General features: G+C 71.3%; 19 protein-coding genes and 1 pseudogene. 13 read left to right on the top strand and 7 right to left on the bottom strand.

Annotated elements, in window-relative coordinates; genetic code table 11:
* The first annotated feature begins 87 nt into the window (after positions 1 to 87).
* Positions 88 to 1,188: a WD40/YVTN/BNR-like repeat-containing protein gene (locus ACFYY7_RS25515; protein ID WP_388664827.1), complete on the top strand. Its 1,101-nt coding sequence runs from the start codon at positions 88 to 90 to the stop codon at positions 1,186 to 1,188.
* A 55-nt stretch (positions 1,189 to 1,243) separates the two neighbouring features.
* Here the strand turns inward: ACFYY7_RS25515 and ACFYY7_RS25510 are convergent.
* Positions 1,244 to 1,536 (bottom strand): annotated as a pseudogene (locus ACFYY7_RS25510) (YciI family protein); the annotation flags it as partial.
* Positions 1,537 to 1,630: 94 nt separating this feature from the next.
* On the opposite strand from ACFYY7_RS25510, the gene ACFYY7_RS25505 reads away from it, so the two are divergent.
* Both ACFYY7_RS25505 and mmpA read left to right on the top strand, forming a co-directional pair.
* Positions 1,631 to 2,293: an endonuclease V gene (locus ACFYY7_RS25505; protein ID WP_388665220.1), complete on the top strand. Its 663-nt coding sequence runs from the start codon at positions 1,631 to 1,633 to the stop codon at positions 2,291 to 2,293.
* Positions 2,294 to 2,361: 68 nt separating this feature from the next.
* Positions 2,362 to 2,505: a morphogenic membrane protein MmpA gene (mmpA, locus tag ACFYY7_RS25500; protein WP_266728004.1), complete on the top strand. Its 144-nt coding sequence runs from the start codon at positions 2,362 to 2,364 to the stop codon at positions 2,503 to 2,505.
* A gap of 30 nt (positions 2,506 to 2,535) precedes the next feature.
* Here mmpA and ACFYY7_RS25495 read toward each other — a convergent pair whose 3' ends face one another.
* Together ACFYY7_RS25495 and ACFYY7_RS25490 are read right to left on the bottom strand one after the other, a co-directional pair.
* Positions 2,536 to 3,483 (bottom strand): peptidoglycan-binding protein, encoded by a 948-nt coding sequence (locus ACFYY7_RS25495; RefSeq protein ID WP_388664824.1) that lies wholly within the window; start codon positions 3,481 to 3,483, stop codon positions 2,536 to 2,538.
* A 228-nt stretch (positions 3,484 to 3,711) separates the two neighbouring features.
* On the bottom strand, positions 3,712 to 4,902 hold the full coding sequence (locus ACFYY7_RS25490) for a saccharopine dehydrogenase family protein (RefSeq protein WP_388664822.1): 1,191 nt from the start codon (positions 4,900 to 4,902) through the stop codon (positions 3,712 to 3,714).
* A 202-nt stretch (positions 4,903 to 5,104) separates the two neighbouring features.
* Here ACFYY7_RS25490 and ACFYY7_RS25485 point away from each other — a divergent pair, with 202 nt between their 5' ends.
* From ACFYY7_RS25485 to ACFYY7_RS25470, 4 genes are all read left to right on the top strand, one after another.
* Positions 5,105 to 6,238 carry a CaiB/BaiF CoA transferase family protein gene (locus ACFYY7_RS25485; protein ID WP_388664820.1) on the top strand — a complete coding sequence of 378 codons (1,134 nt, stop codon included), beginning with the start codon at positions 5,105 to 5,107 and terminating at the stop codon, positions 6,236 to 6,238.
* A 64-nt stretch (positions 6,239 to 6,302) separates the two neighbouring features.
* Positions 6,303 to 7,445 carry an acyl-CoA dehydrogenase family protein gene (locus tag ACFYY7_RS25480; protein ID WP_388664818.1) on the top strand — a complete coding sequence of 381 codons (1,143 nt, stop codon included), beginning with the start codon at positions 6,303 to 6,305 and terminating at the stop codon, positions 7,443 to 7,445.
* Positions 7,446 to 7,480: 35 nt separating this feature from the next.
* Positions 7,481 to 8,695: an acetyl-CoA C-acetyltransferase gene (locus tag ACFYY7_RS25475; RefSeq protein ID WP_388664816.1), complete on the top strand. Its 1,215-nt coding sequence runs from the start codon at positions 7,481 to 7,483 to the stop codon at positions 8,693 to 8,695.
* A gap of 39 nt (positions 8,696 to 8,734) precedes the next feature.
* Positions 8,735 to 10,906: a 3-hydroxyacyl-CoA dehydrogenase NAD-binding domain-containing protein gene (locus ACFYY7_RS25470; protein ID WP_388664814.1), complete on the top strand. Its 2,172-nt coding sequence runs from the start codon at positions 8,735 to 8,737 to the stop codon at positions 10,904 to 10,906.
* Positions 10,907 to 10,939: 33 nt separating this feature from the next.
* On the opposite strand, the gene ACFYY7_RS25465 is transcribed toward ACFYY7_RS25470, so the two are convergent.
* Complete coding sequence (locus ACFYY7_RS25465; protein WP_356087389.1) at positions 10,940 to 11,671, bottom strand: MerR family transcriptional regulator; 732 nt, start codon at positions 11,669 to 11,671, stop codon at positions 10,940 to 10,942.
* Positions 11,672 to 11,800: 129 nt separating this feature from the next.
* On the opposite strand from ACFYY7_RS25465, the gene ACFYY7_RS25460 reads away from it, so the two are divergent.
* From ACFYY7_RS25460 to ACFYY7_RS25445, 4 genes are all read left to right on the top strand, one after another.
* Positions 11,801 to 12,277 (top strand): macro domain-containing protein, encoded by a 477-nt coding sequence (locus ACFYY7_RS25460; protein WP_388664812.1) that lies wholly within the window; start codon positions 11,801 to 11,803, stop codon positions 12,275 to 12,277.
* A gap of 101 nt (positions 12,278 to 12,378) precedes the next feature.
* On the top strand, positions 12,379 to 13,485 hold the full coding sequence (locus ACFYY7_RS25455; RefSeq protein ID WP_388664810.1) for a helix-turn-helix transcriptional regulator: 1,107 nt from the start codon (positions 12,379 to 12,381) through the stop codon (positions 13,483 to 13,485).
* 131 nt (positions 13,486 to 13,616) lie between these two features.
* On the top strand, positions 13,617 to 16,307 hold the full coding sequence (locus ACFYY7_RS25450) for a M4 family metallopeptidase (RefSeq protein WP_388664808.1): 2,691 nt from the start codon (positions 13,617 to 13,619) through the stop codon (positions 16,305 to 16,307).
* A gap of 105 nt (positions 16,308 to 16,412) precedes the next feature.
* On the top strand, positions 16,413 to 17,045 hold the full coding sequence (locus ACFYY7_RS25445) for a TetR/AcrR family transcriptional regulator (RefSeq protein WP_356087398.1): 633 nt from the start codon (positions 16,413 to 16,415) through the stop codon (positions 17,043 to 17,045).
* Here ACFYY7_RS25445 and ACFYY7_RS25440 read toward each other — a convergent pair.
* Positions 16,963 to 17,949, bottom strand: a complete 987-nt coding sequence (locus ACFYY7_RS25440; RefSeq protein ID WP_388664806.1) for an oxygenase MpaB family protein — start codon at positions 17,947 to 17,949, stop codon at positions 16,963 to 16,965. The genes ACFYY7_RS25445 and ACFYY7_RS25440 overlap by 83 nt on opposite strands.
* 292 nt (positions 17,950 to 18,241) lie before the next feature.
* Here ACFYY7_RS25440 and ACFYY7_RS25435 point away from each other — a divergent pair, with 292 nt between their 5' ends.
* Positions 18,242 to 19,159: an oxygenase MpaB family protein gene (locus tag ACFYY7_RS25435; RefSeq protein WP_388664804.1), complete on the top strand. Its 918-nt coding sequence runs from the start codon at positions 18,242 to 18,244 to the stop codon at positions 19,157 to 19,159.
* On the opposite strand, the gene ACFYY7_RS25430 is transcribed toward ACFYY7_RS25435, so the two are convergent.
* Entirely contained in the window at positions 19,122 to 20,171 is a 1,050-nt protein-coding gene (locus ACFYY7_RS25430; protein WP_388664802.1) for a LacI family DNA-binding transcriptional regulator, read from the bottom strand. The two genes, ACFYY7_RS25435 and ACFYY7_RS25430, sit on opposite strands and share 38 nt — an antisense overlap.
* A gap of 148 nt (positions 20,172 to 20,319) precedes the next feature.
* Positions 20,320 to 21,813: a M1 family metallopeptidase gene (locus ACFYY7_RS25425; RefSeq protein ID WP_388664800.1), complete on the bottom strand. Its 1,494-nt coding sequence runs from the start codon at positions 21,811 to 21,813 to the stop codon at positions 20,320 to 20,322.
* Between the two features lie 232 nt (positions 21,814 to 22,045).
* Here ACFYY7_RS25425 and ACFYY7_RS25420 point away from each other — a divergent pair, with 232 nt between their 5' ends.
* Positions 22,046 to 24,046 (top strand): Xaa-Pro dipeptidyl-peptidase, encoded by a 2,001-nt coding sequence (locus ACFYY7_RS25420; protein ID WP_388664798.1) that lies wholly within the window; start codon positions 22,046 to 22,048, stop codon positions 24,044 to 24,046.
* The last annotated feature ends 44 nt before the right edge of the window (positions 24,047 to 24,090 follow it).

Below are 24,090 nucleotides of genomic sequence, written 5' to 3'. Positions count from 1 at the left end.
GCTGTATCACCGCCCGCCGCCGCGCCCGGCCACTTCCCCGCTGCGCACCCTGGACTGGGCTGGGCTCGTCGGCTAGCTTCCAGCGCCATGAGGGTCAAGGGGAAGACGAGACGACTGATGTCATGGGGACTCTGTGCGGCGGCGATGACCGCGGCACTGGCCACACCGGCAGCCGCGGCGACACCTTGGGAACACCACCGGCCCGGCGAACGACCGGCCTGGACGCTCACCGACACCGGAACCGATGCCCGCTTCCGCGGCCTCGCCGCAGTCAGCCGCCGCACCGCCTGGGTCGCGGGCAGCAAGGGCACGGTGCTGCGCACGTCCGACGGGGGCAGGCACTGGCGCGACGTCTCGCCGCCGGGCGCGGCCGCGGAGGCGCTGGAGTTCCGCGACATCGAGGCGTTCGACGGCCGGCGCGCGGTGGCCCTGGCCATCGGTGAGGGCGAGGCGTCCCGGGTGTTCCGCACGGACGACGGGGGAGCGACCTGGACGGAGTCCTTCCGCAACACCGACGCACGCGCCTTCTACGACTGCCTCACCTTCTTCGACAGCCGGCACGGGCTGGCGATGAGCGATCCCGTGGACGGCAAGTACCGCATCCTGTCCACCGCGGACGGCGGCCGGAGCTGGCGGGTGCTGCCCGACGAGGGCATGCCGGACGCGCAGCCCGGCGAGGCGGGATTCGCCGCCGGCGGCCAGTGCCTGGTCTCGTCGGGACCCAGGGACGTATGGCTCGCGACCGGAGGCGCCGCCACCGCGCGGGTGCTGCACTCCGCCGACCGCGGGCTGACCTGGACCGCGACCGAATCGACGATCCCGGCCGGAGACCCGGCCCGCGGCGTCTTCGCACTGGCCTTCCGCGACCGCCACCACGGCATCGCGGTCGGCGGCGACTACCGGGCCGGAGAGCCGTCGCCGGACGCCGCGGCCGTGACGGGCGACGCCGGCCGCACCTGGCAGCAGGCCGCCACCCCGCCGTCCGCCTACCGCTCGGGCGTCGCCTGGCTGCCGCACAGCAGGTCCGGAGCCCTGGCGGTCGGCCCGACCGGCACCGACCTCACGACGGACGGCGGACGCACCTGGCGCACGGTCGACACCGGCTCGTACGACACCGTCGACTGCACCCCGGACGGCGGCTGTTGGGCCGCGGGAGAGAAGGGACGCGTGGCACGCACGGGGCGCTGAGCCCGTTCCGCACCCCCCGGAGCGCGGCCGCTCCGGGGGAAGGGCTCCACTGTCCGGGCAGCTGCCGGCGGTACGGAGCGAGCTCGTCCGCGGTCTTCGTCGCGATGAACTCGGTGATGCGGTAGGCACACACGCCCCGCACCGAGAAGGATCCTCCGAAACGATCTCCTCGATCCGCGCACGGTCGTCGCCGACGGCCAGGATCACCCCGCCGTCGCGCGGGTTCTTGCGGCCCGACGCGATGAACACCCCCGCCGCGTACTGTGCGTCCAGCCAGACGACATGGTCCTGCATCAGCTCGTCGACGCGCTCGACAGGGGCGGTGCAGGTCAGTTCGAGTACACACACGATCGCCGGGCTACGGGTAGGGCAGGGCCCCGTGGGCTCCGGGCCAGTCCCGTGGACCGGCCCTAGACTCGGCCTCACCATGACAAACCTTGCGATGCCCGCCGACGAGGCCGAAGCCCGAGCCGTCCAGGACACCTTGCGTTCCCGGGTGGTGCTCGACGAAGCCGGCCCGCCGCCCGGTTCCGGCCGGGTCACGGGGGTCGATGTCGCCTACGACGACGAGCGTGACGTCGTCGTCGCGGCGGCGGTGGTCCTCGACGGGGCGACGTTCGAAGTGGTCGCCGAGACCACCGCCGTCGGCCGGATCACCTTCCCGTACATCCCCGGCCTCCTGGCCTTCCGCGAGATCCCGACCGTGCTGGCCGCGCTCGAATCCCTGCCAGTCGACCCCGGACTCATCGTCTGCGACGGATACGGCCGGGCGCACCCGCGCCGCTTCGGACTCGCCTGCCACCTCGGGGTGCTCACCGGTCTCCCGGTGATCGGCGTCGCCAAGAACCCGTTCACTTTCACGTACGAGCAACCGGGGCCCCGTCGTGGTGACTGGTCGCCGCTGCTCGACGGCGAGGAGGAGGTGGGCCGGGCGCTGCGTACCCAGGACGGCGTCAAACCCGTGTTCGTCTCCGTCGGACACCGGACCGGTCTGGACAACGCCTGCGCCCACACCCTGCTGCTGACCCGCGATTTCCGCCAGCCGGAGACCACCCGCAGGGCCGACTCGCTCTGCCGCCGTGCCCTGCGGGAGGCGACCGCCTGAGAGCGGCCAGGGTGCGTGAGTACGCGTACGGATACCTTTTGCCGATCATCACCGGCAAGCTTGTACTCATGAACGAACATCGAACGTCCACACGACCCGGCACCGTCTATCTCGCTCAGCGCCGGGTCGCAATAGGGATGACCCTCGGGATGATCGCGGGAGTGGCCTGGGCCGTCTCGATGGTCTGCACGCTGGTTTCCTGGGCACTCTGAGCCCCGGCGCAAGGCCGCCCCGGCCCGCGGCTACTTGTGCTGATCCGGTCCCTGGGCGTTGAGCAGCGCGCGCCAGGTGGCCTCGTCCCCGACCCCCGTCACCGGCAGATTCCGGGACTCCTGGAACTCCTTGAGCGACCGCATGGTCGAGGGCGTGTACGTACCGGTGCTGTCGGTCGGCACCCCGGCGTGGTGCAGCAGGTACTGCACCGCCGTGATGGCATCGGGCTCGGTCGTGCGCGAGTCGACCGTGATGACCAGCAACGGCCAGGTGTCCTTCCCGACCTTGCCGTCCGGGGTCAGACCATGTGCCGCCTGGAACTTCTTCACGGCCTGGGCCGTGGCCGGACCGTAGTCGGCGTCGACCTTCACGTCGAAGCCGTTCGCCCGCAGCAGCAGCTGCACCGTACGAGCCTTCCAGAGCACATTGCCCTTGCGGGCCAGCGGCCAGTCCGCGCCTTCCGACGGCCGGTCCGAGACACCCGCCGTGCCCTTGGCATCGCTCTGTCCCGTGGTGGTGGGCACCAGCCACCACACGAAGCCGCCGAGCACGAGCAGCAGCAGCGACGCGACGGCCAGGGCCGGGTACGCGACGGGGGAGCGGCCCCGCCGACGGGCCGCCGCGTCGCGGTCGGCGGACGGACCGGCGGGCGCGGCTGCCGGACCGGGCGCCGCCGCCGCCGGGCGCTTCCCGGCCGCCGCCGCGCGCGCCAGGGCGAGCGCCCGGTCCAGGTCGTCGGCCGGTGCCCGCAGCGCCGTGTGCAGCTGCTCGACGATCCGGCCCGGGGCGTTGGAGGCATGAGCGGGATTCAGATAGCGCGACAGGGTGGTCTGGTCGATCCCCAGCCGCTTGGCGAGCGACTGCTGAGTGGGTTTCTCACGGCCGTCGCGTGCCGACGACTCCCACCAGTTCCTCAGTAACCCGGCGAGCGCCCGCCCCGGCTGTTCCTCGTGACCCGCCACAGTGTTGTCCGTCATCGTTCTTCCCCGACTCTCTGTGTGCATAGCCGCAGGTCAGGGCTGTGCATCGGGAGCATGCCCGGGTGCGCCGACCTGCGGGACGCAGATCGTAGTGAAAGCGCCGATCCGTGCCGCGCGGCCGAGGAGCCCGCGAAGCGGTGCCATGGCCCGCTCACCCGGGGAACGAGGAGGCGGGGGCATGGGGCGACATCACCCGAACGAGTGCGTGCCGCCCCGGGCGTCGGCTCAGCGAGCCGCCGCGACCCGGAAGCGCAGGCCGGCCGAGCGCAGCCGCTCCAGCAGCGCGTCACCCATTGCGGCGGCGGTGGTGACCTGCCCCGATGTCGGCGGGAGTTCGTCCAGGGCGAGGCAGAGCGCGGACTCGGCGAGCATCTTCGCCGTCTCGTCGTAGCCGGGGTCGCCGCCCGAGACCTCGGTGAACACCCGGTGCCCGCCGCCCTCACCGACGAAGCGCACGGTGAACCAGCTGCGCCGACGGCGCTCCGCGTCCGGCCCCTTGCCCGGCTCGTACCGGTCCATCAGCCACGACCGGGCCGCCGGAACCTGCGCGGCGCCCAGGAGCGCGCCGACCGCGGCCGTGCCGCCGAGGGCCACGGGCAGATGACGGACCGAGGCGAAGTGGCGGTAACGGAAGTCGGGGCCGTAACGGGCCAGTGCCCGCGCCGAGCGTTCGACGATCCGAGGGTCCAGCGTCGGCAGCGGGAGCGCCCAGGTGCCGGTCTCCGCGCTGAAGTGCGGGGTGCCGAGCGGGGCGCGGGCCCGGCGGGCGACCAGCCGCGGTTCGTGCAGCCGGCGTTCCCGGGCGGAGCTCAGCATCCGCGGGCCGCGGCCCATCGCGGTGAGCGCCGAGGCGAACGTACCGCCGGAGAAGACGGCGTTGCTGCGTACGAAGCCGTCGACGGTCAGCGGTACGTCCCGCGGCAGCTGCTGGACGGTGAAGTACACCCCGAGGTCGTGCGGTACGGAGTCGAAACCGCAGGCGTGCACGATCCGGGCCCCCGTCTCGCGGGCCCGCGCGTCGTGCTCCAGATACATCCGGTCCACGAACTCCGCCTCACCGCTGAGGTCCGCGTAGTCCGTCCCCGCCTCGGCGCAGGCCGCGACCAGCTTCTCGCCGTACCAGACGTAGGGGCCCACCGTCGTGGCCACCACATGGGCGGACTCGGCGAGCTCGCGCAGCGAGTGCTCGTCCCCGGCGTCGGCGTGCAGCAGCGGCAGCTCCGCGCAGCGCGGCTCGATCGCGACGAGACGGTCGCGCAGGCGCTCCAGCTTGGCCCGGTCGCGTCCGGCCACGGCCCAGCGGCAGCCGACGGGTGCGTGGGCGGCGAGATATTCGGCGGTGAGGGCGCCCACGAAGCCGGTGGCGCCGAAGAGGATCACGTCATAAGGGCGTTCTGCCCCGTTCTGCCTGTTCATGATTACCTCCGCGGAGCCGGCGCCGATGTGGCAGGCAGAGGCTAGCGGAGGGGTCGTGGCGGTGTGCGGCCGGGCGGTCCCCATGGGGGAGGATCCGGAGGACGGAACTAAGCGCTTGCTCGGCCAAAGGGGTTGTGCGGAGCGCGGTGCGTTCTTAGCATCATCGCTGTTACATCAGTTGTGTCATACCGCTGGGGGCTCGATGGCAACGACAGAGCACGGCTCGCACGGCCCGCTGGCAGGGGTGCGGGTGGTCGAACTGGCAGGCATCGGACCCGGTCCGTTCGCCGCGATGCTCCTGGCCGACCTCGGCGCCGACGTCGTCAGGGTCGACCGGCCCGGCGGTGCGGGGCTGGGCATCGACCCCGGGTACGACCTCACCAACCGCAACAAGCGCTCCGTGCTCGTCGACCTCAAGGCCGAGGGCGGAGCCGCGAAGGTGCTCGATCTGGTCGAGCGCGCCGACGTCCTGATCGAGGGCTACCGGCCGGGCGTCGCCGAACGTCTCGGCGTCGGCCCCGACGCCGCCCTGGCCCGCAACCCGCGCCTCGTGTACGGACGGATGACCGGCTGGGGCCAGGACGGACCGCTCGCCGAACGGGCCGGGCACGACATCGCCTACATCGCGCTCACCGGCACCCTCTCCATGATCGGCAAGCCCGGCGAGCCGCCCACCGTCCCGGCCAATCTCGTCGGCGACTACGCGGGCGGCTCGCTCTATCTCGTCGTCGGCGTGCTCGCCGCCCTCCAGCACGCCCGCACCCCCGGCGGCCGGGGCCAGGTCGTGGACGCGGCGATCGTCGACGGCGCCAGCCATCTCGCCATGATGATCCACGGAATGCTGGCGGCCGGCGGCTGGCAGGACCGGCGCGGCTCCAACCTCCTGGACGGCGGCTGCCCGTTCTACGGCACGTACGAGACCGCCGACGGCCAGTACATGGCGGTCGGGCCGCTGGAGCAGCGGTTCTACGAGGAGTTCGGCCGGCTCCTCGGGATCGGGGACGAAGCCCCGGACCGGGGCGACATCGGCCGGTGGGAGGAGCTGCGCACCGTCGTCGCCGACCGGTTCCGCACCCGTACGCGTGCCGAGTGGACCGAGGTGTTCGAGGGATCGGACGCCTGCGTCGCCCCCGTCCTCTCGCTCCGTGAGGCGCCGCACCACCCGCACCTCGCCGCCCGCGCCACCTTCGTCGAGCACGACGGGCTCGTCCAGCCGGCGCCCGCACCGCGTTTCTCCGTGACCCCCGCCTCGGTACGCGGCGGGCCCGCGCGACCCGGCGCGGACACCGAGGCCGTCGCCGCCGACTGGGACGTACCCGGCCTCGCCGGGCCGTGACCCCCCACCGGGCCCGACCGGCCCGGCCCATCCCCCGTCAAGAACCGGCCCCAGGAGGACCCCAGTGCAGCGGCAGATCTTCACCGAAGAGCACGAAGCGTTCCGCGAGACCGTGCGTACCTTCCTCACCAAGGAGGTACTCCCGCACTACGAGCAGTGGGAGAAGGACGGCATCGTCTCGCGCGAGGCATGGCTCGCGGCCGGCCGGCAGGGGCTGCTGGGCCTCGCCGTGCCCGAGGAGTACGGGGGCGGCGGGAACACCGACTTCCGTTACAGTGCCGTCCTCGCCGAGGAGTTCACCCGGGCCGGTGCCCCCGGCCTCGCGCTCGGGCTGCACAACGACATCATCGGCCCCTACCTCACCGGCCTCGGCACCGACGAGCAGAAGCGGCGCTGGCTGCCCGGATTCTGCAGCGGCGAGACCATCACCGCCATCGCCATGACCGAACCCGGCGCGGGCTCCGACCTCCAGGGCATCCGCACCACCGCCGAGGACAAGGGCGACCACTGGCTGCTCAACGGCTCCAAGACCTTCATCTCCAACGGCATCCTCGCCGACCTGGTCGTCGTCGTGGCGAAGACCACCCCCGAGGGCGGGGCGAAAGGGCTCTCGCTGATCGTCGTCGAACGCGGCGCGGAGGGCTTCGAGCGCGGCCGCAACCTCGACAAGATCGGCCAGAAGTCCCAGGACACCGCGGAGCTGTTCTTCAACGACGTCCGCGTGCCCAAGGAGAACCTGCTGGGCGAGCGGGACGGCGCCTTCATCCACCTGATGACCAACCTGGCGCAGGAGCGGATGGGCATAGCGGTCGCCGGGATCGCCGCGGCGGAACATCTGCTGGAGATCACCACGAAGTACGTCAAGGAGCGCGAGGCCTTCGGCAGGCCGCTCTCCAAGCTCCAGCACATCCGGTTCGAGATCGCCGAGATGGCCACCGAGTGCGCCGTCACCCGCACCTTCATCGACCGCTGCATCGTCGACCACTCCGACGGCACGCTCGACGCCGTGCACGCCTCGATGGCCAAGTGGTGGGCCACCGAACTGCAGAAGCGCGCCGCCGACCGCTGTCTCCAACTGCACGGCGGATACGGCTACATGGCGGAGTACCCGGTCGCCAAGGCGTTCACCGACGGCCGCATCCAGACCATCTACGGCGGCACGACCGAGATCATGAAGGAGATCATCGGCCGCTCGCTGCTCGCCTGACCCCGTCGCACAACCACCCTCGAAAGGCTGCTGTCTTGAGTACCGAAGCGTTCGTCTACGACGCGATCCGCACCCCGCGCGGCCGCGGCAAGGCCAATGGAGCCCTGCACGGCACCAAGCCGATCGACCTCGTCGTCGGCCTCATCCACGAAATCCGCAGCCGCTTCCCCGGCCTCGACCCGGCGGCCATCGACGACATCGTCCTCGGCGTGGTCAGCCCGCTCGGCGACCAGGGCTCCGACATCGCCCGGATCGCCGCCATCGCGGCCGGCCTCCCGGACACCGTCGCGGGCGTCCAGGAGAACCGCTTCTGTGCCTCGGGTCTGGAGGCCGTCAACCTGGCCGCCGCCAAGGTCCGTTCGGGCTGGGAGGACCTCGTCCTCGCGGGCGGCGTCGAGTCGATGTCCCGGGTCCCGATGGGCTCCGACGGCGGGGCCTGGGCGATGGACCCGATGACCAGCTTCGAGACCGGCTTCGCCCCGCAGGGCATCGGCGCCGACCTCATCGCCACCATCGAGGGCTTCTCCCGCCGCGACGTCGACGAGTTCGCCGCACTCTCCCAGGAGCGCGCCGCCGAAGCGTGGAAGGACGGCCGCTTCGCCCGGTCCGTCGTCCCCGTCAAGGACCGCAACGGCCTTGTCGTGCTCGACCACGACGAGCACATGCGGCCCGGCACCACCGCCGACTCGCTCGCCGCGCTCAAGCCCTCCTTCGCCGCGATCGGCGAGATGGGCGGCTTCGACGCGGTGGCGCTGCAGAAGTACCACTGGGTCGAGAAGATCGACCACGTCCACCACGCGGGCAACTCCTCCGGCATCGTCGACGGCGCCGCGCTCGTCGCGATCGGCAACAAGGAGGTCGGCGAGCGCTACGGACTCACGCCGCGCGCCCGGATCGTCTCCGCCGCGGTCTCCGGCTCCGAGCCGACCATCATGCTCACCGGCCCCGCGCCCGCCACCCGCAAGGCACTCGCCAAGGCCGGGCTGACCATCGACGACATCGACCTCGTCGAGATCAACGAGGCGTTCGCCGGGGTCGTGCTCCGCTTCGCCAGGGACATGGGCCTCCCGCTCGACAGGATCAACGTCAACGGCGGCGCCATCGCCCTCGGCCACCCGCTCGGCGCCACCGGCGCGATGATCCTCGGCACCCTCATCGACGAACTGGAGCGCCGCGACCAGCGGTACGGCCTCGCCACCCTCTGCGTCGGCGGCGGCATGGGCATCGCCACCGTCATCGAGCGTCTCTGACCGTCCCCCGGCCAACCCTGCTTACGGAGAAGAACAGCAATGACCGAGAGCACGACCATCCGCTGGGAACAGGACGAGACGGGCGTCGTCACCCTCGTACTCGACGACCCGAACCAGTCCGCCAACACGATGAACCAGGCGTTCAAGGACTCCATCGCGGCCGTCGCCGACCGCGCCGAGGCCGAGAAGGACGCCATCCGCGGCATCATCTACACCTCCGCCAAGAAGACCTTCTTCGCGGGCGGCGACCTCAAGGACATGATCAGGATCGGTCCGGAGAACGCCCAGCTGGCCTTCGACACCGGCACCGCCATCAAGAACTCGCTGCGCCGCATCGAGACCCTCGGCATCCCCGTCGTCGCCGCCATCAACGGCGCGGCGCTCGGCGGCGGTTACGAGATCGCGCTCGCCTCGCACCACCGCGTCGCCCTCGACGCCCCCGGCTCCCGGATCGGCCTGCCCGAGGTCACCCTCGGCCTGCTGCCCGCCGGTGGCGGTGTCACCCGCACCGTACGCCTCATGGGCATCGCCGACGCGCTGCTGAAGGTCCTCCTGCAGGGCACCCAGTACACGCCGCGGCGCGCCCTGGAGAACGGCCTGGTCCACGAGGTCGCCGCCACCCGCGAGGAGATGCTCGAAAAGGCCCGCGCCTTCATCGACGCCAACCCCGAATCCCAGCAGCCCTGGGACGTCAAGGGGTACAGGATCCCCGGCGGCACCCCGTCCAACCCGAAGTTCGCTGCCAACCTGCCGGCCTTCCCGTCCAACCTGAAGAAGCAGCTCGCCGGCGCCCCGATGCCCGCGCCCCGCAACATCCTCGCCGCCGCCGTCGAGGGCTCTCAGGTCGACTTCGAGACCGCGCTGACCATCGAGGCCCGGTACTTCACCGAGCTGGTCACCGGCCAGGTCGCGAAGAACATGATCCAGGCGTTCTTCTTCGACCTCCAGGCCGTCAACTCCGGTGCCAGCCGCCCCAAGGGCATCGAGGAGCGTCAGGTCAACAAGGTCGCCGTGCTCGGCGCCGGGATGATGGGGGCCGGCATCGCGTACTCCTGCGCCCGCGCCGGGATCGAGGTCGTCCTCAAGGACGTCTCCACCGAGGCCGCGGCCAAGGGCAAGGCGTACAGCGAGAAGCTGCTCGACAAGGCGCTCTCCCGGGGACGAACCACCGAGGCCCAGCGCGACGAACTGCTGGCCCGGATCACCCCGACCGGCGACCCGGCCGATCTGGCGGGCTGCGACGCCGTCATCGAGGCCGTCTTCGAGGACACCGCGCTCAAGCACAAGGTGTTCCAGGAGATCCAGGGCATCATCGAGCCGGACGCGCTGCTCTGCTCCAACACCTCGACCCTGCCGATCACCGTCCTCGCCGAAGGCGTGGAGCGTCCGGCCGACTTCATCGGGCTGCACTTCTTCTCGCCCGTGGACAAGATGCCGCTGGTCGAGATCATCAAGGGTGAGCAGACCGGCGACGAGGCCCTGGCCCGCGCCTTCGACCTGGTCCGCCGGATCAAGAAGACCCCGATCGTCGTCAACGACTCGCGCGGCTTCTTCACCTCGCGCGTCATCGGCCAGTTCATCAACGAGGGCGTCGCCATGGTCGGCGAGGGCGTCGAGCCCGCCTCCGTCGAGCAGGCCGCCGCACAGTCCGGGTACCCGGCCAAGGTGCTCTCGCTGATGGACGAGCTGACGCTCACCCTGCCCCGCAAGATCCGCAACGAGACGAAGCGGGCCGTGGAGGAAGCAGGCGGCACCTGGGCCGGTCACCCGTCGGACGCGGTCATCGACCGGATGGTCGACGAGTTCGGCCGGCCGGGACGCAGCGGCGGCGCGGGATTCTACGAGTACGACGAGTGCGGCAAGCGCACCCGCCTCTGGCCGGGCCTGCGGGAGCACTTCGCGAAGCCCGGCACGGACATCTCCTTCATCGACATGAAGGAGCGGATGCTGTTCTCCGAGGCGCTGGACAGCGTCCGCTGCCTGGAGGAGAAGGTCCTGATCACCGTCGCCGACGCCAACATCGGCTCCATCATGGGCATCGGCTTCCCGCCGTGGACCGGCGGCGTGCTCCAGTACATCAACGGGTACGAGGGCGGTCTGCCCGGCTTCGTCGCCCGCGCCCGGGAACTCGCCGAGCGGTACGGCGACCGCTTCCTGCCGCCCGCGCTGCTCGTGGAGAAGGCCGAGAAGGGCGAGACCTTCCACGACTGAGCCCACGGCCGGCGCCCGTCCCGCGGGCCGCGTTCACTCCGCCGTGAACGCGGCCCGCAGCTCTTCCTTCAACGACCGCTGGAACGCGGTCACCAGTGCCTGGATCACCATCGGCTGCATATGGGCCGACAGCGACTTCATCGCCGCCACGTGCTCGGGGTCCGACTCCCGCTCCCGGTACGGCCCCCACACCTCGTCCCGGAACAGCCGGGTCAGCTCCTGCGCGGCGGACCGGGAGTGCTCCAGCAGCACCGTGCGGGCGGCCAGGATCGTCTCGTGGGCGATCGGTACGCCGAGCAGTTCGACCCCGAGCCGCAGCAGCCCCGGATCCACCCGGTAGCTGCCGTCGACCGGCTCCGCGTGCTCCAGCACGCCCATCGCGGCCAGCCGCGCGATGTCCTGTTCGGTCAGCGCCCGGCCGGCCCGCCGCTCCAGCTCCGCCCGCGTCGCGTCCTCCGCCGAGTCCGGTGCCCAGGAGGCCACCAGCGCACGGTGGATCGCCAGGTCGTGGGCGCTCAGATCCGGCGGGAGCTGCTCCAGATAGCGTTCGATCGCGGCCAGCGTCATGCCCTGGTGCTGGAGCTCCTCGATGAGCGCGAGCCGGGACAGGTGCTCGTGGCCGTAGTGCCCGACCCGTCGCGGCCCGATCACCGGGGGCGGCAGCAGACCGCGGGTGCTGTAGAAACGCACGGTGCGTACCGTGACACCGGCGCGCGCCGCCAGCTCGTCGACGGTGAGCGTCGGCTCCTCGGTCCCGGTCGCCATCTCTGCTCCTCGTGTCCGGCCCTGAGGGTGAGCGGCTGTACGCGTGGCCCACCCCGGTGCAACAGTATTGCTGTCTCACCAGCGTTGTGAAAGTGCCTGGTTGTCAGAGGCGCCGCCTAGCCTGGTGCCATGTCCGAGATCATGTACGTAAAGGGGGACGCGACGGCGCCCCACGGCAAGGGCGTCAAGCTGATCGTCCACGTCTGCAACGACCTGGGTGGCTGGGGCAAGGGATTCGTCCTGGCGCTCTCGCGCCGCTGGCCCGAACCCGAAGCGGCCTACCGCCGGTGGCACCGGGAGCGCGCGGGCAATGACTTCGCCCTCGGTGCGGTGCAGTTCGTGCAGGTGAGCCCGTACATCTGGGTGGCGAACATGGTGGGCCAGCGGGGGATGCGCAGGGGCAGCAACGGGGTCCCGGTGCGTTACGAGGCGATCGACGCGGGGCTGGACGCGGTGGCCGGCCGGGCCCGCGAGCTGGGGGCCTCGGTCCACATGCCGAGGATCGGCTGCGGGCTCGCGGGCGGGAAGTGGTCCCGGATAGAGCCCCTGATAGAGGAGCGGCTGACCGGCCGGGGCATACCGGTGACGGTGTACGACTTCGACTAGTGGTCTGTCCGGCCAGTGGTTCGTCCGGGTCCCCCGGGGGCCTCGGCCTGCGGAAATTCGCCGGATAACCTGACCCCGGCCGACGGGCGGCAGGAAGAGGGGTGGGTCCGGTGGAGGGTGCCGAGGCGGGGCGCGAAGAGCCCGGACGTCCCGATTCCGTCGCGCCGGGCGACCCGGTGGACGCTTCCCTGCTGACCCTGCTCGGCCTCGGACCGGACGAGGACGCGGTCTACCGCCTGCTGGTGGACCGTCCGGACAGTGAACCGGATGCGTTCGCGGGCCCGTTGGACGGCTCGGCGGTGACGCGTGTCCTCGGCTCGCTCGTCGATCGCGGGCTTGCCAGTGCCGCGCTGCCGGAGGGAGACGGCACCGTCCGCTACCGGGCCGCCTCGCCCGTCCTGGCGCTCGGGCCGCTTCTGGAAGCCCGCCGGTCCGCGCTGCACCGGGTCGAGTCGCTGGTGGGGGACCTCACCGAACGGCACCGCGCCGCGCAGTCGCACGCGTCGGGTGCGCCGGTGGAGGTGCTGTCCGGTCCGGCGGCGATCCGGCGACGCCTGCTGACCATGCAGCGCCAGGCCAGGAGCGAGGTGTGCACCCTGGTGCCGACCAGGCGGGTGCCCGCGGTGCTCAGCTTCGAGGACAACCACGAAGAGGTCGACTCCGAGATGATGCTGCGCGGGGTGACCGTGCGCAGTGTCGTCGAACGCGAATGGCTGGAGCAGCCGTCGACCGCGGCCGTGCTGGCCTCCTGCGTCGCCCAGGGCCAGCACATATCCGTCACGGACCGGCTGCCGATCAAGCTCGCCATCGTGGACCGCCGCGTCGCCCTGCTGCCCCTGTACCCCGAGCGCGAGGCGGAACCGGTGGCGCTCGTCGTGCACCGGACGGGTCTGCTCACCGCTCTGGTCTCGCTCTTCGAGGAGCACTTCGACAAGGGCTGGCGGCTGAATGTCTCCGGTGCCGATGAGGAACACGAGGCCCCGGTCGCGGCGACCGACCGGCAGATCGTGGCCCTCCTCCACGTCGGCCTGACCGACGCGGCCATAGCCCGCCAGCTGGGCATGGGCCACCGCACGGTCCAGCGGCGGCTGCACGCGCTGATGGACGAAGTGGGCGCGGCCACCCGCTTCCAGCTCGGCTGGTACGCAGCACGCGCCGGATGGCTGCCCGATGTTCCGGACAACTCGCCTACCGCTGAGTACTCCTGAGGCGTAATTACGCCACGGCACTTTCGCGCCAGCTCCATCCCTTGTTCACACAACCGCCCATGGCGAACGATCGGCACGTCAACGCCCGGGGCCCCAATGGACCGGGCGCAGGTGTGCGATGGGGAGGTCCCGTGAGACGAACGAGCGTGCTGCGGATGCTGGCGACCGGCGTGGTCGCCGCCGCGACCGGCGCGACGCTGCTGGCCGCGCCGGCCTGGGCGGACGACACCGCCGCGGCGCAGACGACGGACCCGGTGGGTGTCGCCCCGGCGATGACGCAGGGCCTGGACAAGACCGCCCGCGAGGGCACCCCGGCCGAGGCCGCGCGGGCCCACATCAAGGCCCATGAGGACACGTACAAAGTCCCGGTCTCCGACCTCAGGACGGTGAAGACCACCAAGGACGGCAAGCAGTCCTCGGTGCGCTTCCAGCAGAAGCACGACGGCGTCCCGGTCTTCGGCGCCGAGTACGCGGTGCAGACCCAGGCCGCGGACGGCGGCCAGCAGGTCACCTCCGCGACCGGCACGCTCTACACGGACCTCACCGTCTCCACCACGCCGAAGGTGGGCGAAGCCACCGCGAAGCAGCGGATGTTCACCCTCGACCGCGGTCTGTCCGGCGTGCAGGGCGCGAAGACCGAGGCGCACGGCCTGTCCGTGCTGCCCGACGCCCACGGCGGCAGGCTGGCCTGGCACTTCACGGTCACCGGCGGCAAGGCGAACGGCAGCCCGGTGCGCCAGGAGGTGTACGTCGACGCACGGGTGGGCGGCATCGCGCTCTCGTACAACAACATCGACGCGGCCGACGCGTCGCCCGCGCAGGGGACAGGCGTACGCGTCGACGGCACCGAGGCGAAGCTGGACGTCAACAAGGAGGCGGACGGCTCGTACACGCTCGTCGACTCCACGCGCGCCATGTACCCGCAGACCGGCGGCCAGATCCGTACGTACGACGCGAACCGCAAGCAGTACACGGACGTCGCGGGCGGCCCGGTCACCGACGACATCCGGCTGGGCACATCGGCGAGCGACCGTTTCGACGGCGCCAACACCGCCTCGGGCGCGGTCGACGCGCACCTGAACGCGGCGAAGGTGTACGAGTACTACAAGAACCAGATCGGCCGCGACGGCGTCGACGGCAAGGGCGGCACGATCTACTCGGTCGTCAACGTCGCCGCGAGCGGCAAGGACTACGCCAACGCCTTCTGGGACGGCTCCAAGATGGTCTACGGCCACATGGACGGCGTACCGCTCTCCGTCGGCCTGGACGTCGTCGGCCACGAGATGACGCACGGTGTCACCGAGCACTCCGCCGGGCTCGTCTACCTCAACCAGTCGGGCGCCCTCAACGAGGCGATATCCGACTACTTCGGCAACGCCATGGAGACCGCCGACAAGGGCGTCGCGATGAGCGACCCGACGTCCGGCCTCATCGGGGAGTACCTCTGCAACGGCACCAAGCCGCTGGAGGAGTGCGCCCTGCGCGACCTGAACGACGGGCGCAACGCGCAGAAGGACTACGAGCCCATCACGCTCGACATCGACAACGGCGGAGTGCACTACAACTCCACCATCGTCGGCGGCGCGCTGTGGGACATGCGCAAGAACCTCGACAGCAAGCTCGCCGACCAGATCGTCTACCGGTCCGCGCAGAACTACCTCACCCCGCTGTCCGGTTTCACCGACATGCGCAACGCGGTCCTCCTCGCGGCCAAGTCCCTGAACGTCTCGAAGGCCGATCTCGCTGTTATCACCAAGGCATTCGACGACCACGGCATCGAGACCGGCTGGGAGCAGAAGGGCGGCACGCACGACGGCACCACCATCGGCGCCGACATCCTGCCCGCCTACGAGCTCACGGGCGGCGTCGACGAGCAGGCCGCCCAGATCAACGGCGACGTCTACGCCATCAGCCACGGCGACGCCATCGCCTGGGACCAGGGCAGCGCTGCCTTCGGCATCACCGTGGGCCGCTTCAGCAAGAAGCCGAAGCACGAACTGGCCCAGAAGGACGCCTACCTGCTCGACCCCTCCCTGGACGACGACCGCATCGCCTTCACCCGGATCACCGCCGACGGCATCGGTATCTACTGGGCCGGTGAGAAGGGCCAGGGCGCGATCACGAAGCTGGTCGACCGCCCGGACGCCGACGAGACCGAGCCGGTGACCGAGAACGGCGCGCTCGCCTACATCAGCACCACCGCCGACGGCGAGCAGGACGTCATGCTCCGCAAGGCCGACGGCACCACGGTCGACGTGACCCCGGAGGCCGGCACCAAGGCCAGTCACCTCGCCATGAAGAACGGCCGGATCGCCTGGGCCGGCGAGGACGGCACCTGGGTGTACGTGTACGACATCGCGAAGGAGACCACGCAGAAGAAGCGGATCGCCGGCTTCCTCTTCGACTACGTCTCCGACATCCAGCTGACCTCGGACCGTGTCTTCTGGCGGGAGACGGGCGGTTTCCTGCTTCCGTCCTCGAAGTTCGTGTCGGCTCCGCTCGACGATCTGTCCAAGGCGGCGACGCTGCGCTACCCGTCGAGCACCTACCTCGCCCAGTTCTCGGTGAACGACGAGTACTTCGCCTACTCCACGTACGACTTCTGGGGCGCGCTCGGCTCCTGGAACGGGCCGACGAAGGTGAAGGTCTCCAAGACCGCCGACGTGGTCGCGGGACTCAACAACTTCTCCCGCGTCTCCTGCTCCTCCGGCTCCCAGCTGGCCCCGTCGCTCGGTGACGGCCAGCGCGTCGCCTGGCTGGACACGACCGCGGCGGCCACCGACGTGGTGACCCGCGAGACGTTCGCCGGGACCTGCGAGTAGTACCCCCGGCCCGAACACCGCACCCTCGGCAGGGCGCCCACCGGACTCCGGTGGGCGCCCTGCCCGCTTAGGGTGGGGCGGACGCGGCGGAACGGGAGAGGGCCCATGACGGCACGGAGCACCGACGAGACAGGGCTGGCCCTGGCGCTGCGCACGGCGCCGCCCTCCGACGCGCTGAGCGAGCAGATCCTGGACGCCGCGCGCGAGCAGTTCATGACCTTCGGGCTGCGCCGCTCCACCGTCGACGACGTCGCCAAGCGCGCCGGGGTCTCGCGGGTGACCGTGTACCGGCGGATCGGCAACAAGGACAGTCTGGTCTCCGCCTGTCTGCTGCGCGAGTACCGCCGCTTCGTCGTGGAGGTGGACGGTGCCGTGGCCGCGCTGCCGACTACGGAGGACAGGCTCGTCGAGGGTTTCGCCGCGGTTCTCCGGCACATCCGCGAGCACCCGCTCGTCGGCGGTCTGCTGAGGCTGGAGCCCGAGACGATGCTGCCGTTTCTGACCCTGGAGAGCGGACCGGCCTTCCTCGCCATCCGTGAGTACCTGGCCGACCGGCTGCGGGACGCCCGGCGCGCGGAGGGCCGGCCGGCCAGCGATCCGACCCCGGTCGCCGAACTGATGGTGCGGATAACCGTCTCCTTCCTCCTCAACCCCGTCAGCTGTTTCGAGCTGGACGACGACAGCCAGGTCCGGGAGTTCGCCCGCCGCTATCTGGTGCCGCTGCTCGCTGCCGGGTAGCGCCACCGGCGTGACCGTCCCTCTCGCCGTCCCTCTCGTCGGGCAGGGGTTCCACGGGGCGGTTGCGGGCCCAGTGCGGTCCCAGGTCGTCGAGCCGCCAGCCGAAGGGGTACGAACGGGGCTGCGGGCGCGCGGGAAACCTGCGTGGCCGGGCCGGCAGTCTGCGGACGCAACGGGCGCGCAGCCGCAGGGCCGTCGACGCCGAGGCCCGCACCCACCGCGGCTGCGGCCGGAAGCCCAGCGCCGCGAGCAGCGGCTCGTCCAGCACCCCGAGCGCGAACCTCGCCACCAGGGGCCGCAGCGGTCGCGGGTACCAGCTCGCGATCACGCGGAACGTGGCGTTCGCGACCCGCCGGTTCGCCGGGTCGTACGCGAACATCCGCTCCTCGTAGGAGTCGAGGAGACGCTCGAACCCCTCGTACGTGTCGGGCACCCCCTCGATGCCCATCATCGCCCCCGTCTTCCGGCCGGCCTCCACCAGCGCCTGGACCTCCTGGAAGCACAAGGGGCGCCAGCCGAACCGGTCGATCCAGCGTTTCGGCCCCACGACCGTGGTCGCCAGGACGTAGCGGAAGTCGTCGTTCGGGATGCTGTACTTCCCGTGGATCCGGTTGAGGTGACGTGCGGCGGCCCGCCCGCGCTCCGAGTCGAAGCCGTCGGCGGCCATCTCGTACGCGATCAGCACCGTGTCGTCGTACCGCTTCTGCCCGGCCCGTTCGAACTCCTGGGTCCGGTCGAGGAGCACGGAGATCCGGGGAACGCCGTAGTCCCGGAGGAAGGCGACGCTCACCCCCTGCCGGTAGTCCCAGGGGAACTCGTACTGGGACATCAGCCGAAGGATCTCGGCGTAGTCGCGCGCCGGATCCATCCGGCGTATCTCGTGCAGGCGGCTGTATCGGCCCATGGTGCCCTCCTGTCCGTGTGCCGACTCCCTGTGCAGCCTCTTTCGCGGGTTGTCGCTGCGCGACGGACCAACTCGCTGGATTCACAAGTGATATGACGAACCGTCGGGCTCGGGAGTCAAAGTTACAAATACTATCGACTTGTTTCACGAGCCCCGTCAACACCGCCGACGGCCGGGGATGCGGCGGGATGCGGCGGGGGGCCGGTGCGCATGGCTCCCGGGACGCTCGCATACTGGATCACGCAGGGACCGGGCGCCGAGCCGTGCGCCCGCCGATCGTCGGGAGCACCGCATGACCAGCGCAGCAGCCAGGGGCGCCGCCCCCGCACCGCCCCCGCCCGGCGGTGTGCTGTGGAGCCTCTCGGGCGACATCCGGGCCCTGCTGATGCTGCCTGCCGCGCTGACCCTCCAGGTGGCCCACCCGGCGGTCGGTGCCGGGGTCGACGAACACTCCGTCTTCCGCACCGACCCCTGGGGACGCGGCGAGAGGTCCCTGCGCTCGCTCCAGCTCTGGGTGTACGGGGGCGAGGCGGCGGCCGAGGAGGGGCGCAGGCTGCGCGTGCTGCACCGCACCATCCAGGGCACCGACACCCGGGGGCGCCGCTACCACGCGCTGTCGCCGGAGAACTACGCATGGGTGCACGCCACCGGCTTCCCGGTCTACCAGCACGCCGCGCGCTATCTCGTCCGGCCGCTCACCGCGGCACAGGAACGCGCCCTGTACCGGGAGTGGCTCCAGGTCGGCAGGGTCCTCGGCATCCACGACCGGGACATGCCGCAGACGATCGAGGAGTTCTGGCCGTACTACCGGAAGGTGCTCACCGAGGAGATCGAGGCGACCGCGGTCGTCGAGGACCTGGTAGCCACCGATCGTCCCGTACCGCCGCCGGACCGCGGGCCGCTGCCGCTCAGGCTGCTGCTGAGGGTGCTGTGGCCGGTGCTGTTCCCGCCGCTGGCCCGGTTCCGGCGCTTCGTCACCATAGGGCTGATGCCGCCGGACGCCCGGGAGGCCATCGGGCTTGAGTGGACGGACGGGCAGGAGCGCGCACTGCGGCGGTTCTGCGCGGTGGTGCGGCGCGTGGTGCCCGTGCTCCCCGAGCGGCTGCGCTATCTGCCGTACGCCCGCAGGGCGCGGGCGGCCCACCGGCACAGTCTTCAGGGCCGGGGAGGGCTCAGGCGGAAGCCCGGCGCACCAGCTCGGTCGGCGTGATCACCGACTCCCGCTCGTCGCCCCCGGCCTCGCCGTCGAGCCGGCTCATCAGCATCCGCACCATCAACCGGCCCATTCCCTCCACATCCTGACGGACCGTCGTCAGCGGCGGCTCGGTGGCCTCGGCTATCGAAACCATGTCGTCGAAGCCGACCAGGGCCACGTCCTCGGGCACCCTGCGACCGCGCTCGCGCAGCACCCGCAGGGCGCCCGAGGCCATCAGGTCGTTGGCGGCGAAGACCGCGTCCAGGCCGGGCCGGCGGTCGAGCAGTTCCGCCATCGCCCGCGCACCGCCCTCGACGGTGAAGTCGCCGTCCGCCAGCAGGGCCGGATCGCCGTCGGGCAGCACGTCGCGGTAGCCGTCGACCCGGTCCAGGGCCGAGGTCTGGTCGCGCGGTCCGGCGATGTGCGCGATCCGCCGACGCCCGAGGCCGACGAGATGGCGTACGGCCGCGGCCGCGCCGCCGCGGTTGTCGCAGTCGACGTACGGGACGGCCAGCTCGGACGCGGCGCCCGGCCGGCCCGGACGGCCGCCGTAGACCGTGGGCACCTTGAACCTGCGGATGATCGCGGGGAGTTCGTCGTCGGTGTGCAGCGAGAACGCCAGTACGCCGTCCACATGGCCACCGGCCAGATAGCGGGCTACCCGGTCGAAGTCCCCGCTGCCCTCCACCAGGAGCAGCACCAACTGGGAGTCGTGCAGGGTCAGTTCGCGGCTGATGCCACGGATCTGCTGGGAGAAGAAGGGGTCGGAGAAGATCCGGAACTCCGGCTCGTCGATGATCACGGCGACCGCTCCGTTGCGCCGGGTGACCAGGGTCCGGGCGGCGTGGTTCGGTACGTATCCGAGCTCCTCGACCGCCTTGCGCACCCGGTCCACCAGCGGTTTGCGCACCCCTGCCCCGCCGTTCACCACCCGGGAGACCGTCGCCCGGGAGACCCCGGCGCTGGCCGCCACGGCTTCCAGGGTGGGGCGGGCGTCGCGATCGGCATCGTGGGACGGACCGGGCAAGGGACGCTCCTCGTACACGCGGGATCGGGCCGGAAACGGCCGGGGCCGGCCGGACAGCGCCGACGCCGTCAGCCTAACCGGCGCCCCCGGCCCGCCGCCGGGCGCCGCCGCCCCCACCAGGAGGAAGGGGCGGCGGCGCCCGGACCGGTCAGCGGTGCTCGTGCACGGAGTTCGTCGCCTCGATCTTCTTCCACGAGGCGGGCCGGGCCTGCTTCCCGGAGGCGTTCAGGGCGTGCGTCCCGGCCGCCGCCGGGGCCTCGGGCCGCGTCGGCTGGAACAGCCAGGTGTCGAAGAAGGAGGCGAGCGGCTTGCCCGAGACCCGCTCCGCGTACGCGACGAAGTCGCTCACGCTCGCGTTCCCGTACGCGTGCTCCGCGGGCCAGCCCTTCAGCAGCGCGAAGAACGTCTCGTCGCCCAGCTCGTCGCGCAGCGCCTGGAGCGCCAGCGCGCCCCGGTCGTAGACGGCCGCGTCGAACTGGTTGTCGGGGCCCGGGTCGCCCGGCTTCACCTTCCAGAAGGGGTCGTCGGCCGGGTGCAGGGAGTAGGTGTAGTCCGCCAGTTCCTGCGCGGTTCCCTCGCCCTCCTTCTCCGACCACAGCCACTGGCTGTAGCGGGCGAAGCCCTCGTTGATCCAGATGTCCTTCCAGCCCTTGAGGGACACGCTGTCGCCGTACCACTGGTGCGCCAGCTCATGGACGACTACCGAGACATTGGCGCCGTTGGCGAACTGCTTCGGGCTGTAGAACGGCCTGGTCTGGGTCTCCAGGGCGAATCCGCTCTTCACATTGGGGGAGTAGCCGCCGAGCGCCTCGAAGGGGTACGGCCCGAAGACCTCGGTCAGCCACTCGGCGACCTCGGTGGTCCGCTCGATGCTGGCGCGGGCCGCACCGGCGTTGGCGCCGAGGTCCTCGCTGTAGGCGTTGACGACCGGCAGCCCGTCCGAGGTGGTGTCCGTGGTGATGTCGAACCTGCCGACCGCCAGCGTGGTCAGATACGTCGCCTGCGGCCGGGCGGAGCGCCAGTTGAAGCGGGTCCAGCCGAGCCTCGAACTCTGCGACTGGAGCGTGCCGTTGCTGATCGCCTGGGTGCCGTCCGGGACGGAGACGGAGATGTCGTACGTCGCCTTGTCCAGCGGGTGGTCGTTGCTGGGGAACCACCACGCGGCCGACTCAGGTTCCTGGGCGGCCACCGCGCCGTCCGGGGTACGGACCCAGGACGTCCAGCCGTTGATCTTCACCTCGGAGGGTTTCCCGGCATACCGCACGACCACCGAGACGGCCTTGCCCTTCGCCAGCGGGGCGGACGGGGTGATCTCCAGCTCCTGCTCGCCGTTCTTCACATGGCCGGCCTTCTTGCCGTTCACCCGCACCTCGGAGACGTCCAGCCCGAAGTCCAGGTTGAAACGGGAGAGTTCCTGGGTGGTCGTGGCGAGGATCGTCGCCGTGCCCTCCAGCAGATCGGTCGAGGGCCGGTACTTCAGCCGCAGGTCGTAGTGGGACACGTCGTAGCCGCCGTTGCCACTGGCCGGGTAGTAGGCGTCGCCGATGCCCGGGGCGCCCACGGTGCCTTCGGCGGCCGAGGCCGGGATCGCCAGCAGCAGGGAGGCCGCGATTGCGCTCGGGACGATGAATCTGCGGTGCACGGAATGCTCCAAGTCGTCGGGCGAGTGATCTTTCGAACCGTCATGGTGATCTTTCGAACCGTCGTGCCGAGACTATTCAGCGACTGCCGCAACAGTCGTGTCCATGGCCACAGCTGTCACACGATCGCCATTCGGCCGCCACTTGGGACCGTCTTGTTTGCGCCGTGATCACGCTATTCACGTCGCTGATCGCCCTCTGTCGTCCGGGAGTTGACCGGGGTACCTTCCGCCCATGCCGATTCGTGTGCTGGGCCCAGGCCTCCGTTCGAGTTGTCGATTGCTGGTGGTGGCGGCCGTCGCCGCACTGATGGCCGTCCTGCTCCCACCCGCAGGCGCCCAGGGCGCGAGCCCCGGGAAGGCCCGGCCGCCGCAGAGCGAACCCGTCTACTCGTACGGGGACGCCGTCCGTGAATCCGTCTGGGTCGACACCGGACTGGACGGCGACGGGGACGGGCGGAGCGACCGCGTCGCCGCCGACATCGTCCGGCCGCGCGAGCCCGCCCGGCAGGGCCGGAAGATCCCCGTGATCATGGACGCCAGCCCGTACTACTCCTGCTGCGGACGCGGCAACGAGAGCCAGCTCAAGACGTACGACGCCGATGGCCGGCCAGTGCAGTTCCCGCTCCACTACGACAACTACTTCGTGCCGCGCGGCTACGCCTTCGTCGCCGTCGATCTGGCCGGAACCAACCGCTCCGACGGCTGCGTCGATGTCGGCGGCCGCTCGGACGTGCAGTCCGCCAAGGCCGTCATCGACTGGCTCAACGGACGCGCCCGCGGTTACACCACCCGCACCGGCGACGCCCGTGCCTCGGCCGGCTGGTCCGACGGCCGCACCGGCATGATCGGCAAGAGCTACGACGGCACCGTCGCCAACGGGGTCGCGGCGACCGGTGTCGAAGGGCTGCGCACCATCGTGCCGATCGGTGCCATCTCCTCCTGGTACGACTACTACTTCTCCCAGGGCGCACCGCTCTACGACAGCGGCCCCGACTGGCTCTCCGGCTACGTGGAGAGCCCCGGGGCACGCGACCGCTGCGCAGCCGTCCAGCAGCGGCTCGTCGACGGGGCGCCGCGCACCGGCGACTGGACGGGACTGTGGACCGGGCGCGACTACGTCAAGGACGCCCGCAAGGTGCGTGCCAGCGTCTTCGCCGTGCACGGCATGCAGGACCTCAACGTCCGTACCAAGCACCTCGGCCAGTGGTGGGACGCGCTCGCGGACCGGGGCGTGGAGCGCAAGATCTGGCTCTCCCAGACCGGACACGTCGACCCGTTCGACTTCCGGCGCACCGAATGGGTCGACACGCTGCACCGCTGGTTCGACCACTACCTCCTGGGCTACGACAACGGCATCGAACGCGAACCGATGGCCGACATCGAACGCCACCCCGACCAGTGGTCCACCGACCGCGTCTGGCCGCCCCGCACCACCCGGGCCACCACCCTGCGCCCGGGTACCGGCGACGCGCCGGGCGTCGGCACCCTGGCCCTGAAGCCCGCCCGCCCCGGCGCCACCGAGACGTTCACCGACGATCCGGCACAGGACGAGACCCGGTGGGCCGCCGACCTGGACCGGACCACCGGGGCCAAGGCCGGGTTCCGCACCGCCCCGCTCACCGCCGATCTGAGGCTCTCCGGCTCCTCCGCGGTGACCGTCACCGCCACCCCGACCACGACGAGCGCCCATCTCTCCGCGGTCCTCGTGGACCTCGGCCCCGACACCATCCGCGACTACGGCTCCTCCGGCGAGGGCATCAGCACCCTCACCACCCGCAGCTGCTGGGGCGCGAGCACCACCGGGGACAGCTCCTGCTTCAGGGAGACCGAGGCCCGGACCACCACCGTCGACCGGACCGTGGTCAGCCGTGGCTGGGCCGACCTCGGTACGTACGCCGACGCGCACCGGGGCCGCCCCCTCACTCCCGGCAGGGCCGTCACCCTCACCATCGACCTGGCGGCCACCGACCACGTCGTCCCGGCCGGACACCGCCTCGCCCTGATCGTCGCCGGCACCGACCGGGACCTCATCGACCCGCCGGACTCCACGCCCACCCTCACCCTCGACCTGGCCCGTACCTCCGCGAAGCTGCCGTTCGTCGGCGGCACCGGCGCCTTCGTACGCGCCACCGCCGGCTCCGCGGCCGCCACGGCCGCGCCCCGGGCGGACGACGTCCGGGGCGTCACGCCGCCGCGGCCCGCCGCCCGTGTCCCGGGCGGCGGCCACCAGTAACGGACCGCCCGGCCGCGAAGGGCCCTTCCCGAGAGGGCCCTTCG

The sequence above is a fragment of the Streptomyces sp. NPDC001933 genome (assembly GCF_042890955.1).
Taxonomy (GTDB): Bacteria; Actinomycetota; Actinomycetes; order Streptomycetales; family Streptomycetaceae; genus Streptomyces.
This window is presented reverse-complemented; position numbering and strand designations above follow the sequence as displayed.

Coding starts and splice junctions, on each gene's coding strand:
- ACFYY7_RS25495 (WP_388664824.1), bottom strand. CDS start 3,483: ATGACGGACAACACTGTGGCGGGTCACGAGGAACAGCCGGGGCGGGCG.
- ACFYY7_RS25515 (WP_388664827.1), top strand. CDS start 88: ATGAGGGTCAAGGGGAAGACGAGACGACTGATGTCATGGGGACTCTGT.
- ACFYY7_RS25440 (WP_388664806.1), bottom strand. CDS start 17,949: ATGGGCCGATACAGCCGCCTGCACGAGATACGCCGGATGGATCCGGCG.
- mmpA (WP_266728004.1), top strand. CDS start 2,362: ATGAACGAACATCGAACGTCCACACGACCCGGCACCGTCTATCTCGCT.
- ACFYY7_RS25460 (WP_388664812.1), top strand. CDS start 11,801: ATGTCCGAGATCATGTACGTAAAGGGGGACGCGACGGCGCCCCACGGC.
- ACFYY7_RS25420 (WP_388664798.1), top strand. CDS start 22,046: ATGCCGATTCGTGTGCTGGGCCCAGGCCTCCGTTCGAGTTGTCGATTG.
- ACFYY7_RS25485 (WP_388664820.1), top strand. CDS start 5,105: ATGGCAACGACAGAGCACGGCTCGCACGGCCCGCTGGCAGGGGTGCGG.
- ACFYY7_RS25505 (WP_388665220.1), top strand. CDS start 1,631: ATGCCCGCCGACGAGGCCGAAGCCCGAGCCGTCCAGGACACCTTGCGT.
- ACFYY7_RS25435 (WP_388664804.1), top strand. CDS start 18,242: ATGACCAGCGCAGCAGCCAGGGGCGCCGCCCCCGCACCGCCCCCGCCC.
- ACFYY7_RS25490 (WP_388664822.1), bottom strand. CDS start 4,902: ATGAACAGGCAGAACGGGGCAGAACGCCCTTATGACGTGATCCTCTTC.
- ACFYY7_RS25465 (WP_356087389.1), bottom strand. CDS start 11,671: ATGGCGACCGGGACCGAGGAGCCGACGCTCACCGTCGACGAGCTGGCG.
- ACFYY7_RS25445 (WP_356087398.1), top strand. CDS start 16,413: ATGACGGCACGGAGCACCGACGAGACAGGGCTGGCCCTGGCGCTGCGC.
- ACFYY7_RS25470 (WP_388664814.1), top strand. CDS start 8,735: ATGACCGAGAGCACGACCATCCGCTGGGAACAGGACGAGACGGGCGTC.